At 63.9% G+C, this 12113-nt stretch carries 13 protein-coding genes; 8 read left to right on the top strand and 5 right to left on the bottom strand.

Going from position 1 to position 12113, the window contains the following annotated elements; all coding sequences use genetic code 11:
• Positions 1-90: 90 nt before the first annotated feature.
• From OSH12_RS07610 to OSH12_RS07600, 3 genes are all read left to right on the top strand, one after another.
• The gene (locus OSH12_RS07610) at positions 91-1008 is read left to right on the top strand and encodes a carbohydrate ABC transporter permease (protein WP_266342927.1); all 918 of its coding nucleotides are present in this window, start codon (positions 91-93) and stop codon (positions 1006-1008) included.
• A complete protein-coding gene (locus OSH12_RS07605) occupies positions 1005-1835 on the top strand; it encodes a carbohydrate ABC transporter permease (RefSeq protein ID WP_266342926.1) in 831 nt (276 codons plus the stop codon). The genes OSH12_RS07610 and OSH12_RS07605 overlap by 4 nt, the downstream gene beginning before the upstream one ends.
• Positions 1836-1913: 78 nt before the next feature.
• Positions 1914-2588 (top strand): class II aldolase/adducin family protein, encoded by a 675-nt coding sequence (locus tag OSH12_RS07600; RefSeq protein ID WP_266342925.1) that lies wholly within the window; start codon positions 1914-1916, stop codon positions 2586-2588.
• A gap of 119 nt (positions 2589-2707) precedes the next feature.
• On the opposite strand, the gene OSH12_RS07595 is transcribed toward OSH12_RS07600, so the two are convergent.
• The 4 genes from OSH12_RS07595 to OSH12_RS07580 all read right to left on the bottom strand — a co-directional run bounded on the left by OSH12_RS07595 (position 2708) and on the right by OSH12_RS07580 (position 5649).
• Positions 2708-3124 carry a hypothetical protein gene (locus OSH12_RS07595; RefSeq protein ID WP_266342924.1) on the bottom strand — a complete coding sequence of 139 codons (417 nt, stop codon included), beginning with the start codon at positions 3122-3124 and terminating at the stop codon, positions 2708-2710.
• 44 nt (positions 3125-3168) lie between these two features.
• Positions 3169-3906: a glycosyltransferase family 2 protein gene (locus OSH12_RS07590; RefSeq protein WP_266342923.1), complete on the bottom strand. Its 738-nt coding sequence runs from the start codon at positions 3904-3906 to the stop codon at positions 3169-3171.
• Positions 3906-4598 (bottom strand): glycosyltransferase family 2 protein, encoded by a 693-nt coding sequence (locus OSH12_RS07585; RefSeq protein ID WP_266342922.1) that lies wholly within the window; start codon positions 4596-4598, stop codon positions 3906-3908. The genes OSH12_RS07590 and OSH12_RS07585 overlap by 1 nt, the downstream gene beginning before the upstream one ends.
• A gap of 97 nt (positions 4599-4695) precedes the next feature.
• Entirely contained in the window at positions 4696-5649 is a 954-nt protein-coding gene (locus OSH12_RS07580) for a hypothetical protein (protein ID WP_266342921.1), read from the bottom strand.
• A 112-nt stretch (positions 5650-5761) separates the two neighbouring features.
• On the opposite strand from OSH12_RS07580, the gene OSH12_RS07575 reads away from it, so the two are divergent.
• Positions 5762-6853, top strand: coding sequence for a phosphoenolpyruvate carboxykinase (ATP) (locus OSH12_RS07575; protein WP_266342920.1), 1092 nt, complete (start codon positions 5762-5764; stop codon positions 6851-6853).
• Here the strand turns inward: OSH12_RS07575 and OSH12_RS07570 are convergent.
• Positions 6823-8607, bottom strand: coding sequence for a glycosyltransferase family 2 protein (locus tag OSH12_RS07570; RefSeq protein WP_266342919.1), 1785 nt, complete (start codon positions 8605-8607; stop codon positions 6823-6825). The genes OSH12_RS07575 and OSH12_RS07570 overlap by 31 nt on opposite strands.
• Positions 8608-8777: 170 nt before the next feature.
• On the opposite strand from OSH12_RS07570, the gene OSH12_RS07565 reads away from it, so the two are divergent.
• The 4 genes from OSH12_RS07565 (at position 8778) to OSH12_RS07550 (ending at position 12064) form a co-directional block, all read left to right on the top strand.
• On the top strand, positions 8778-9725 hold the full coding sequence (locus OSH12_RS07565; protein ID WP_266342918.1) for a polysaccharide deacetylase family protein: 948 nt from the start codon (positions 8778-8780) through the stop codon (positions 9723-9725).
• 5 nt (positions 9726-9730) lie between these two features.
• Positions 9731-11167, top strand: coding sequence for a nucleotidyltransferase family protein (locus tag OSH12_RS07560; protein WP_266342917.1), 1437 nt, complete (start codon positions 9731-9733; stop codon positions 11165-11167).
• Between the two features lie 185 nt (positions 11168-11352).
• The gene (locus OSH12_RS07555; protein ID WP_266342916.1) at positions 11353-11541 is read left to right on the top strand and encodes a hypothetical protein; all 189 of its coding nucleotides are present in this window, start codon (positions 11353-11355) and stop codon (positions 11539-11541) included.
• Between the two features lie 316 nt (positions 11542-11857).
• Entirely contained in the window at positions 11858-12064 is a 207-nt protein-coding gene (locus OSH12_RS07550; RefSeq protein WP_266342915.1) for a hypothetical protein, read from the top strand.
• Positions 12065-12113: the final 49 nt, after the last annotated feature.

The following is a 12113-nucleotide window of genomic DNA, read 5'->3' as shown; positions in this document are numbered from 1 at the left end:
GGGGACGCGCGTCGTCTCCCGGTTCTTCCCTTCGTGATGTGATTGGGAGGCGGAACGGCAAAATAACCTTCCGTCTCAAGGAACCGAGCCATGGCCATACCCAACCCGACCGCGTCCCGCTCTTCGCGTCGGCCCCGCTTCACCCTCGCCATCGCCGGAAAGTACCTTCTCTTCCTGGGTCCGGCCGCGGCCCTCTATCTGCCGTTCGTGCTGCGGCCGTTGATCGAGACCTTCTATCTCTCGCTGCATCAGTGGAACGGCGTGTCGCCGGACTGGACCTTTTTCGGCCTCGACAATTTCGTCCGCGCCTTCTCCGACAGGATCTTCTGGACGGCGCTGTTCAACAATTTTCTCTGGGTGGTCGCCTCGTTCATACTGCCGATGGGCTTCGGCCTCGTGCTGGCCGTGATGATCTCGAATGTCGGCCGCGGCCAGAAGATCTATTCCGGCATCTTCTTCATGCCGGTGGTGCTGAACCTGATCATCGTCGCGCTGGTCTGGGGCCTGATCTACAACCCGCTGATCGGCCCGCTGAACCGGTTCCTGAAGGTCATCGGCCTTGGCGCCTATGCGAAGGGCTGGCTCGGCGATTCCCTGACCGCGACCCCGGCGATCATCTTTGCCGGCAACTGGACCTTCTTCGGCTTCTGCACGGTCATCTTCCTGCAAGGGCTTCGAACCATGAACGTCGAGCAGTTGGAAGCCGCGACCCTCGACGGCGCCAATGCAGTCCGCAAATTCTTCCACATCGTCGTGCCGTCGCTCGCCGACCAGGTCCGGCTCATCGCCGTGCTCAGCGTCATCGGCTCGTTCAAGGTCTTCGACATCGTCTATGTCATGACCAAGGGCGGCCCCAACCATGCCAGCGAAGTCATCGCAACGTACATGTATTGGCAGTCCTTCATGAATGGCAGTCTTGGCTATGGCGCCGCCCTGGCCGTTCTCCTCACCGTCTTCGTCGCAAGCGCATCCTGCCTGCTGATGATGTCGAGGGAGCCGAAGCGATGATGGCGCAGCGCAAGCGGAACACCATCCTCCTGCATGGCTTCCTGATCGCAGGTGCTCTGCTGACGTTGTTCCCGCTCGGCCTGATCGGCCTGATGGCCTTCAAGTCAAACCCCGAGATCTTCGCCAATCCCGTCGGGCTTCCCTCGGTCTGGCGCTTCAACCAGCTTGGCGAGGCCTGGGTAAATGGCCGCTTCGGCCAGTATTACACCAACAGCCTGCTGGTCGCCGCGCCCGTCATCGCGCTGGTCGTGGTGTTCTCCAGCCTCGCGGCCTACGGCATCGTCTTCGCCGGGCTTCCCGGTACGACCGCGATCCTCGGCCTGTTCATGATCGGCCTGATCGTGCCGTTGCAGGCGATCATCGTGCCGCTGTTCCACAATCTGAACGGCTTCGGCCTGCTCAACTCGCGGCTCGGGCTGATCCTGTCGCAGGCGGCCATCGGGTTGCCGTTCGGCATCTTCCTGATGCGCTCCTTCTTCCTCGGCATTCCGAAGGAACTGATCGAGGCAGCGCGGATCGACGGTGCCGGCGACCTGACCATCCTGATGCGGGTGATCATGCCGATCGCCGCCGCCCCGACGCTGACGCTGGCAACCCTGCAGTTCATGTTCTCGTGGAACGACTTCCTGCTACCGCTGATCATCATCCAGGACCCCGCCCTGCGCACCGTCACCCTCGGCCTGTTCTACCTGCAGGGCGGCACCTACACGCTCAACTACGCACTGATCAGCGCCGGCGTCCTCATCACTGCCGTTCCGATCATGATCGTCTTCTTTGCCCTGCAACGCCAGTTCATCGCCGGCGTGACGGCTGGCGCCGTCAAGTAAACCCAAGAAACAGAGCCGGCTTCAAAACGCCGGCTCGCTCGACAACACCGAAATCCAACTTGATCCGAGGATCATTCCATGACTGAAGCAGACGTCCGCAAGCAGATCATCGCGCATTGCCTGATGATGAATGAAAATGGACTGAACCAGGGCGTCGCCGGCAATATCTCAGTCCGCCTCGGAGACCGGATGCTGATCACGCCGACCTCGATCGCTTATGACAAGCTGGTGCCGGAAGACATCGTCACCATGCGCTTCGACGGCGAATATGGCGCCTGGGAAGGCCCTCGCCCGCCTTCGAGCGAATGGCGCTTCCACCTCGACATCATGCTGTCGCGACCCGATGTCGGCGCCATCGTCCATTCGCATCCGATGTATTGCACCAGCATCGCCATCACCCGCCGGGCGATCCCGGCCTGCCACTACATGATCGCAGCCTTCGGCGGCACCGACGTCCGCTGCGCCGATTACGCGACCTATGGCACCAAGGAACTGTCGATCAACGCGCTGAAGGCGCTTGAGAACCGCTCGGCCTGCCTGCTGGCTAACCATGGCGCGATCTCCACCGGCCACGACCTCCAGAACGCCATGTGGCGCGCGGTCGAACTGGAAGCGATCGCACAGCAGTATTTCAATGCACTGCTGATGGGGGGCCCGGTGATCCTCTCGGACGAGGTGATGGAGGAAACCCGGATCAAGGGCTTCTCTTCAAACTATGCGGGGCAGAACGCGCCCAGCAAAAACAACGCCTAGGGGTTCAGAGGCAGCAGGCGAACGTGGCAATCCCGTTCGCCTGCTACTGAACCAAAACGTGTTCCACGACCGCCTGTTCTCTGGCTGCCCGTCAGCCGAACCAAGCTAAGACTCCGCGCCTAGTCCGGCGCCTTGGGCCAGCCCATCTCCTCGTCGACCTCATGCACCGGGTCGAGCAGCAGCAAGTCCTGCATGTCGCCGAACGACTCCAGCGCCGGAGCCGTCATCGTCGCGGCTTGTACGGCGGTCACGGCCGGCTCGCTCGGGACAGGCGCCTCGCTCGTCGGGCGCATCAGGCCACAACTCACCACTTCGTCGGCGAAACTCGCGATCCCGGCAGCCAACTCGGCGTTTTCGCCGGCCAGATCGACCAGCGCCTCGACCGAGTGGCCAGCGATCAGGTCGTGCCAGAGCACGGCGCCGGAGTCCTTGATGCTGTAGTAGATTCCGGTTTCGAGATTGATCGCGACGATCTCGCCATCGAAATCATCCGCCGAGCACTGGGGCGACGCAAGTTCAAGGTGATGGGGCGACACAGCCTGTCCTGACGATAAGAGTGATTGAAAATGAGGGCGCGAGTTCATTCGAAAAGAGCGCTGTCCCGCCGGGGCAGAAAATCGCGCTCGGGTGGGATCGTGGCCAACTCCATCCCGGTCTCATCGACCAGATAGTCGTAGCCCTGGGGCTGGTAGCGGTTGTCCGGATCCAGCGTGACATAGCGCTGGTGGCGCGCCTGCCGGTCCTCGGCGCGCACCATGCGCAGGTGATAGAGATTATGCGGCAGATGGGCGCCGACGCTTGCCAGCCGCGTGACGATATCGAGCGGCATCCAATAGCGGTGAAGCGGGCGGGGATCGAACTTGGTGTGGCGAGGATCGTTCCGAAACAGCCGGTAGCGCGCCTTGCGGCCCCAGATGCCATCCTTCCGGTAGTGCGACCGGTCGTTCCAGAGTTCGCGGAGCTGCAACGAATAGGCCTCGATGCCCTTCGTGTCGGCGTCATCGAGAATTTGGGCGATGTCGCCAGCGAACCGTTGCTCCAGCCGCTCGTCGGCGTCGACGCAGAGCAGCCATTCGGCGCCATGCTGGCGGGCAGCCTTGATGAGCGCGATGTGATTGCCGCGTTCGCTCCATGGCTGCCCCACGGGATTGCGGATGAGCTGGATCAGCTTCGGATGCCCGGCGAGAATCTCGGCGGTGGCATCCTCGGAGCCGTCGTCCAGCGCGATGATGCCATCGACGGCCGGGGCGACGTTCTCGAGCCAGCCGGGCAGGAAGCGCTGTTCGTTGCGGGCCTGCAGAAGAACAACGAGCCGCATCAGCCTTCCTTCGCGCTGCGTCGGCGGTCCAGCATCGCCTTCAGGACGGGGGCGTAGCTCTTTTCGCGCAGAGCCTTGGTGCTCTGGTTGGCGAGGTGGACCCGGCGGCGGGACACGACGGTGTCGAGCATGATCACCTCGGCGCCGCCATCGCGCGCCCTGCCATACCAATCGAGGAATTCACCGACCTTGAAGCTTTCGTTCAGCGGGCCGATGGCGCGAAACGTATCGAGACGGGTCAGCAGCGTGCCGGCGGAAAAAGCGGGCATCGGCTCAGGCGGACATGCCAGCCCGGCTGCCTGCGCCGGGGTCAGCTCGGGCGAAACGAAGTGCTGCATAGGGCCGAAGACAAGCCGGTTCGGCGCGTCCTGCAAGGCCTGGCTCTGACGCGCGAGCTTGTCGGGGCACCAGATGTCGTCGGCGCTCAGGAACGCGATGCAATCGCCGCTGGCGATGCGGGCCCCGTGATTGAGCGCAGCGGCGACGCCCGCATTGGCCTGGCGGACATAGGTCACGGCGGCGACGCTCCGAGCGATGTCGCCGGTGCCGTCGGTGGACCCGTCATCGACAAGGATGATCTCGGTCGCCGGGACCGTCTGCTCGAGGACGCTCGCCACAGCCTCGGCAAGATAGGCCTCGGCGTTGAAGGCGGGAATCACGACACTGACCCTGCTGCTCGTGGCGCTCTTCATGTCCCTCAACTGTCCAAATAACGAATTAACTAAGGCTAAATACCTTACTGCCTGTCTCGATTTCGCAGGGCAAGTGCGCGCAGGGAAAAAGCAAGATTTACCAGCGGGTAAATTGGGGCGGACAAAGATCCAGCAACGCGCTGCTTACCCGGATGCTGCGAAGCGCACCATGCAGGGCTCGGGGGCTAAAATCGTCGGGCGCCCGGATCATGTAGGGCTTGACGATCCGGTCCCGCAGCGCGGCGTAGTCGTCAAAGTTCGCGTCGGGCACGATCGCGCGCAGCGGATAGGCAACGATGTCGTCCGGCAGCACATCGAGACCGGCGGCAATGGAAAATTGCCGGGCGGCATGGCAGCGGATATTCAGCGCGAACAGCACCTGCATGACCCAGGACAATTGCGACATGCTGATCGGATCCGCGCGATGGAAGGGATGCAGGTCCTTCAGCAGGGTTTGTCCTGCGCTGGTGAGGACATGACCACAATAACCGATGAGGTCGTGCTCGACCGCGAGCTGCAACATGGTGTTGGTCAGGCGGATATTGGCCTCGCCATAGGCTCTGCCCGAGCTGGGGCTCGGGATGAGACCGGATCTCCAGTCGCGCTTCCATTCGAAGATGGAGAACCATGATGCGTGCGTGTCCGTGTCGACCCTGCCATAGCCCAGGCATGGCACGACGGCGACGCCCCGCCCGGCCAGCAGCTGGCTGACATGGAATTCGGTGGATGCCTGCTGGAAAGAGGCGCCTCCCAGGAAGGCATTGTCGTGGCCAGAGGCCACGTCGTCCATGACCCGGCCGTCGAAATCGAAGCGCTTTGCGGCCGGGCCCGTCTTGCTGAAAACCCCGAAACGCACGGCGCCACCATTGAGCCCCGCCCCTTTGATCTTGAGGGTGAAATCGCTTTTCTCCGGGTGAGGCAGGTGGATGGAGCGACTGCCATCGGGGAAACCGACCCGCCTGTCCGACTGAAACCATGCGTGAACCCGTTTGGAGATCGCATCGCTGGCCTGACGGACTTCAATGCTCTTGATATTCACTAAGGTCAGCATGCTAAGGCTTTGAATTGTCCGGTGTTGCAAGGGGCCGAGCTAAACAGCAAACGGTCCCGAGCTTCAACGGCTACGAGCATTTTCCGGCGCGCCGGATGGGAGATACGAAGACATGAAGCTGGCGGCCGCTCAGGGAGCAGGTGTGGATCGGGCCAATCTGGTCGGCTGGATGCGCCAGGTGATCCGCGATCTTCAAGCGATGCCGCGTGCGCCTTTCACCACCCACCGCATTTCGCCGGCGGGCCTCAACATCGAGACGCATTACGATGATCCCGATTTCGCCGCTGCCTATACGAGCCGGTTTCGCAATGTCGGCGTGAACGACGCGCCGATCGACCGCCTCTATGTGCTGACGGGCAAGTTGCCGGGATTTCAGGCAGTGCCGGCATGGCACGATACAGATTTTCTGCCTGCCGCGTTTCACGCCATGATCAAGGCCGCGGGCCTGCGCGCGGCCTATCCCTTCCAGGCACGTGTCTGGCGGTTCTTTGACACCCGGTCGCGGGTCGGCGTGCAATGGACGGCCAGTCCGGACGACCTGCCACCGTGGGACGGTTCAGCACCGCTTCGACAGCATCTCCACTGGCTATTGGGTGAGAACGGCCTCCGCTTGGCTCATGCCGCAACGCTGGGCTGGCGAGATCGTGGCGTCGTGCTGTTCGGCAAGGGCGGCGCGGGCAAATCCGGCACCACGCTGGCCGGGCTCACGGCAGGACTTTCAACGGTCGGAGACGACTATGTCGCTCTCGTTGATGGCCCCGCGCCGGCGGCGCGCCCGCTCTATCGCGGGCTCAAGCAGGACCGGGCGGGATTGGCTCGCACTCCGGAACTCGATGCGAGGACGGCGCATATCGGCGACAACTGGCGCGGCAAGGTCGAGTTCGACCCGGACCAGTTCTTCCGGGGCGCGACGGTCGAAACGATGGCCCTGCGCGCTGCCATCCTGCCGCGTATCGCGCAGGCTAGTCGGCCTGCCATCGTTGCCGCCCGGCCGCAGGCGCTTATGCTGGCGCTGATGAGTTCGAACCTGCATCAGTTCGCCGGCGAAACAGATGACGGCATGTCGTTTTTCGCGCGTCTTTTGGCGCGCCTGCCCTGCTACCACATGGAGCTCTCCGCCGACGCGGCTGCGAACGGGCTTGTGCTGCGCGACTTCATCGAGGGATTGCCGGCTCAGGCGAGTGCGCGGGAACTGGTTTCGTAAAGCGCATCGAGCCGCGGGCCAATCGGCGCCGCGGCGGGATCGCGCGCCAGCGCATCGAACGCCGCGAGTTCGAAGGCGACGGGATCGCCGATGGTTTCGGCCGCCCGCGCCAGGCGTTCATGGACGAGGATTGCCGACGGCAGGCTGAAGGTCGCGATCTCGCCGAGCCGCCACGCCCGCTCGGTCATCTTCCGTTCAAGCAGCCAATCGGCCATGCCGGCCAGCCTTTCGTCGTGAAAGGCCGATTGCCACATGGCGATGTCCAGATGCGTGTCGGCTTTCGCGCAGTGGTCGCCCCCGCCGCTCGCGCGCAGGAGATCGATCAACTCAAGCCGAACCGCCAGGTTTGCCGGGTCTGCCCGCAGCGCCTTTTCGGCTTTGCGAAGCGCTGGCTGAATGGCGCCACGCGATCGCGACCGGCGACTTTCCTGATGAAAGCGTCGGGCGCGGTGAAGCGAGACAAGCCCGATATAGTTTCCGGCGCCATAAGCTAGCGAGGCCGGGCCGACGAGCTTCCGGATGGCAGCCTGCCGCGTCGGCTCAAGCTTCAGGAACTCGTCTGCGATGCGCAACACCGTTGCGGTGCGCTGGCGCGCGGCGGCGAGCAACTCACGGACGACCGCTGCACGCGCGGACGATTGCGGTTCACGGGCTGGCTGATAGCGCGCCGCCCGGCGGCCTCGGCCGAACATCTCGCGCCAAAAACGCAGCCGGCCTTGCGGGCTGCCATGCTCGGTCTGCACCTGCGGAACCCAGGCAGGGTGAACCTGCCTGCCCAATCGCCTGGCCAGATCCGTGTCCTCGCTGATCCTTAGCGTCGGATTGAAATAGCCGAACTCGGCAAAGACCTGCCGATCATAGGATGCACCGTATCGAAGCGCTTGGGTCGGCGGCGTCTCTGGCGACCGGGCACCGAACAGGCAGAGATGGGCCGCCAGCGCGAGATCTTTATCGTGATCCGAGGGAACGATCGCAGAGGCAACCGCCCTTGCGCCTCTTTCATGCGCGGCCAGCCGCGTCCTGATCCAGCCGGGCCTTGCCCTGCAGTCCCCTGCGAGGAAGGCTATGTGGGGCGCCCTGCTCGCGTCGATGCCGATGTTGCGGGCCGCTCCAGCATAGAGCGGCGCCTGGACATCGATCAGGCGAATGCGGGCTGCGAAGGGCGCCAGCAGCGTCGCGGGGTCGCCGCCGCCTGAGTTGACGACGACGATCTCGGCCGGCTCTTCCTGCTCGAGCAGGGACGCGACGGCATGGACAAGGCTCGGCTGAGCGCGGAAGCCGATCACGACGACGGCCATCGCCGAGTTCGCGATGCCGCCGCCCTCGCGCGATGAGCCCGAGCCCGCGCACCATCGTCGCCAGAGGTCAAAGCCTGACCCCGCTGCGAACGCCGTCACCCGCTTCTCGAGGTCCTGAATGCGTGCATTGTCGGGCGCCTGCGCCACCAGTCTCGTGGCGAGCTCCGCCGCCTCGAAGGTCTGGCCGCACTTCAGAAGGAGTTCGCAGAGTCGGTAACGGGGATAGATAAGCTCGGGTGCCGCCGCCGCCATGCGACGATAAAGCCACTCCGATTCACCATTGCCAGCTCCCGCGAGTTCGAGGATGCGCCCCGCCAGCGCCAGGCTATGCAGGTCGGCGGTCTCGCACCCTGTGATCTCCCCCGCGAGATCGCAGGCCGCCTGCCTCTTGCCCTGGCGCACGCTCGCAAGCATGCGGATGGCGATATCACGGCAGGGCGCCTGCACGTTTGCCATTTGCGAGGCCGGTTCGGAATAGGTCGGCAAGGTTGGATCGCTCGTTCGAGGGGTTCGCGACGAAATCAATCCGTTCATATCGGCCAGTCGGCCAGCCGTAGTTCTGGATACCGCGTATATCGCATGCGAGGATGCCGCAGGACTGCGCTAGGGGGAAGGTCGATCCGGACGTGACTGAGCAATATGTGCTGATTTCGTTCGATGGTTGCGTCGACATCGAGAGCTGGCGCGCCTGGGCGGAATTCCGCGACAAGCATCCCCGTCTCCGCCTCACGTTCTTTGTCAGCGGAACCTGTTTCCTCACTGACGAGCAGCGCAACCTCTACCAAGGTCCGGGCAGCGAACCCGGCAAGGCAAGGATCCGGTTTGGCGGAACGCAGCCCGAGTTGCTCGAGCGCGTCGCCTGCATGAACGCGCTCTTCCTGTCGGGCCACGAGATCGCCTCACACGCTGTCGGGCATCTGGATGGCGCATCCTGGAGCCCGGCCGAATGGCTGGCCGAGTTCGGGACCTACGACCGGCTGATCGAGAACTTTGCTGGCAATAACGGTCTCGACGCCAGGCAAGGCCTCGCTTTCGGCCCGGACGACATCAAGGGTTTTCGTGCGCCCTTCCTGAGCATCGGGCCGGGGCTCGACGCCGCGCTTGCCGCGCGCGAGTACCGCTATGATGCCAGCATGGCCGGCCGCGCAGGCGATTGGCCGAGGAAGAACCAAGACGGTATCTGGAAGTTCAAGCTGGCCAGCATACCGCTGCGGGGATACCGGCGGGCGCCCCTCTCGATGGACTACAATCTCTTCATCGTACAGTCGCAGGAAAATCCCGAAGTCTTCGATGATCTTGAGTGCCTGGAGGAGCGCGTCGTGGAAGCGTACCTGCAGTACTTCAAGAGGAACTATCTCACGGATCGCGCTCCCATCCACATCGGCCATCACTTCACGGATTATCGCGGGCTCGTCTACCGCAAGGCCCTGATGCGGTTCATCGAGAGCATCATGGATCGGCCGGACGTGACGTTCTGCACCTACGCTCAACTTTCCGACGATCTTGACCGCATTGGATCGCCACCTCATGGCGCGGTGGTGCGCGAGGCCTCGCTCTTGAAGGCAGGCCGGTGACCGCAATGACGCAGGCGAAGAGCTGGCCGACCGGTCGCGTGGCGCAACTGGTGCGTGCGGCGCTCTGTCCGCCGGCCGAGGCCGCCCGTGCCTGGCGGGACTGGAAGGCCGCGCGGAACTTCGATGACATCACGTGGGATGAGATGCGCCTGCTGGTGCCTGTGGCGGCGCGTCTGGCCGAACTCGACCCAACCTCGCCCCTGCGGCCCCGCATCGACGGGCTGGCGAAACAGATCTGGACGCGAACCCAGATCCGGCTGCGCGAGTCCTGCATGGCTCTCGAGAGCCTCAACGCGGCGTGCGTGCCCTTCATCGTGTTCAAGGGCGGCGCCCAATATGCCGAAGGCCTGGCGGTCTCGCCCCGCCGCGTCATGGGCGATATCGACGTCCTGATTCAGAAGCGTGACGTCGCGCCTGCGTTGGTCGCCCTCGAGGCAAGCGGATGGCTGCCAGTGGGGGGCGAGTCGTTCGCATTCCTGCGGCAGGTCCTGCCGACCCGGTTGCGGGGAAATTTCAGGAAAGGGCAGTATGGCGAGATCGATCTCCATATCAGCCCCTTTCATTTTGCCCGCAGCACCCCTGCCCTCGAGGAGGCGCTATGGGCGCGGGCGAAGCCGGTAAGTCTGGCGCTTCGGCCCGTTCTGGTTCCAGATCCGACGGATTCGATGCTGCTCCTTCTGGCGCATGGCGCAGAGGGCGGAGGGGGCGACTGGGCAATCGACGCCGCCACGCGCATGGCCCGACAGCCGATCGACTGGGACCGTCTGATCGCGACGGCAGAGCAACGAGGCCTTGTTCCGGGCTGCCGCGACGGGATCGCCTATCTCATACAGGGTGTCGGGCTCCCCGTGCCTGCGCACGTTCCGGCCAGGCTGGCCCGGGCGCGGGTATCGGCGACCGAACGGCTCAAGCACTGGTCCAATACCCGCCACCCGGACGACCGCAGCCGCGTCGAAGATCTGGCGGACGGGTTCGCCGATCGCATCCTGCGTCGCCGGGGCTTCGACCTGGTGGTCAAGGATGCGCGACTGATCCGGGCGATGCGGACGCCCGGCGTCTGGATGAACCGGCGCCGCGGTCACGACGCTCCCCCGTCCGAAGCAGCGCTCGATCATCACCGGTCGCTGCGCGACGTGCAGGACCATGCCGCGCTCTTTCTCCGGTTGCGGATGGATCCGCCGGAGAAGCCACGCCGCTTTCTCTTCGAGGTCAGCGTCGATGGCGTCGTCATTGCCCGGCTGAGGACCCGCGTCGGCGGCGGAGGCTCCAGCGAGCCGGTCGACCGGCTCTTTCGGATGCCGGTGCCGAAGGGAAAGCGCGACAGCCTCCATCTCGTCATCTCGGCCAGGTCGCTCGAACTGGCGCGACCCAAGGCGACGGCCGCCGAAATCGCCAGGCTCGCCGCCGCGCCGTTCCGTATCGTCGGGCTCTGGACGGCCTGAGGTCTGATCCAGCGAGGCCCAAGCCCACCTATCGTTTCAGCGGGTCTGAAGCGCGAGAGCCTGCCGATTTCACGTCCGGCGCCGGACGAGCGCCGTGCCTGACGGTATTTGATTTCCTTGATTGTTTTTCGACGACGTGGCTGACTGGCGATCCTTGGTGAGGGTGGATCATTCGGAGAACGAGTATGACCGACTCCGCAACCTTGATTGAACTCGATGGGCGCATCGCAGCGGTCCGCGAGAACATTCGGAACCTCGCCGATCAGGCTTCTTCGCTACACGGCGCTTCGAATGAAAGCCGGGTGTCGGATCGGATCGCAGCACTTGAAGAAATGCTCGCAGTCCTGATCAAGGAGCGCGAAGCGCTCGAGTGAACGCAGAGCCACTTGCGCCGAAGATCGCTCCGATCAGCCGTGCGGCGAACTGACCGATGCACCCGGTTTGACAATTTTTGCCATTTGGCCGAGACATCGGCCATGCAAACAGTTTCCTTTGCCCCACGCATGATCCGCAAAGGCAGCCTTCAAACAGGCTGACTGCCTGGTGCTGCTACCTGCGAGAGCAAGAGCGGCGCCAGGGAAGCAACACGCACAACATCATGAATCTGTGTGTCCTGGCTGAGCGATTGGCTGCGCCTGTTTTTTTGCGCGCCGCTCGAAGCCGGGAGCCCACATCTATTGGGATCCACCCATGACCTTCCGATATACCTTCACGCTCCCGATCAGCGGTGCGAATAAGTTGCCGCGCTTCAAGGACTGGGCCGGCGAGCATGCGCCTGGCATGGACATCAACCTCCCGCTTCAGGTTCCGGCCAAAAGCGAGACTTTGACCATCCGCCTCAAATCCATCGAGGATCGGCAAACGCTGGCGAGCAAGCTGGCAGGCGTTAGTCTCTAGCGCAATGGCGGTGGCGGGTACGCCCGCCATCGCCTGCTTCAGGTTCGGA

It is taken from the genome of Kaistia terrae (genome assembly GCF_026344005.1).
Taxonomy (GTDB): Bacteria; Pseudomonadota; Alphaproteobacteria; order Rhizobiales; family Kaistiaceae; genus Kaistia; species Kaistia terrae.
The sequence above is the reverse complement of the archived record's forward strand: the minus strand, read 5'-3'. Positions and strand labels throughout refer to the sequence as shown.

What these genes read in the sequence shown, in the direction of transcription:
- OSH12_RS07600 (WP_266342925.1), top strand. Translation starts at nt 1,914, where the DNA reads ATGACTGAAGCAGACGTCCGCAAGCAGATCATCGCGCATTGCCTGATG.
- OSH12_RS07555 (WP_266342916.1), top strand. Translation starts at nt 11,353, where the DNA reads ATGACCGACTCCGCAACCTTGATTGAACTCGATGGGCGCATCGCAGCG.
- OSH12_RS07605 (WP_266342926.1), top strand. Translation starts at nt 1,005, where the DNA reads ATGATGGCGCAGCGCAAGCGGAACACCATCCTCCTGCATGGCTTCCTG.
- OSH12_RS07575 (WP_266342920.1), top strand. Translation starts at nt 5,762, where the DNA reads ATGAAGCTGGCGGCCGCTCAGGGAGCAGGTGTGGATCGGGCCAATCTG.
- OSH12_RS07560 (WP_266342917.1), top strand. Translation starts at nt 9,731, where the DNA reads ATGACGCAGGCGAAGAGCTGGCCGACCGGTCGCGTGGCGCAACTGGTG.
- OSH12_RS07580 (WP_266342921.1), bottom strand. Translation starts at nt 5,649, where the DNA reads ATGCTGACCTTAGTGAATATCAAGAGCATTGAAGTCCGTCAGGCCAGC.
- OSH12_RS07590 (WP_266342923.1), bottom strand. Translation starts at nt 3,906, where the DNA reads ATGCGGCTCGTTGTTCTTCTGCAGGCCCGCAACGAACAGCGCTTCCTG.
- OSH12_RS07610 (WP_266342927.1), top strand. Translation starts at nt 91, where the DNA reads ATGGCCATACCCAACCCGACCGCGTCCCGCTCTTCGCGTCGGCCCCGC.
- OSH12_RS07585 (WP_266342922.1), bottom strand. Translation starts at nt 4,598, where the DNA reads ATGAAGAGCGCCACGAGCAGCAGGGTCAGTGTCGTGATTCCCGCCTTC.
- OSH12_RS07570 (WP_266342919.1), bottom strand. Translation starts at nt 8,607, where the DNA reads ATGGCAAACGTGCAGGCGCCCTGCCGTGATATCGCCATCCGCATGCTT.
- OSH12_RS07550 (WP_266342915.1), top strand. Translation starts at nt 11,858, where the DNA reads ATGACCTTCCGATATACCTTCACGCTCCCGATCAGCGGTGCGAATAAG.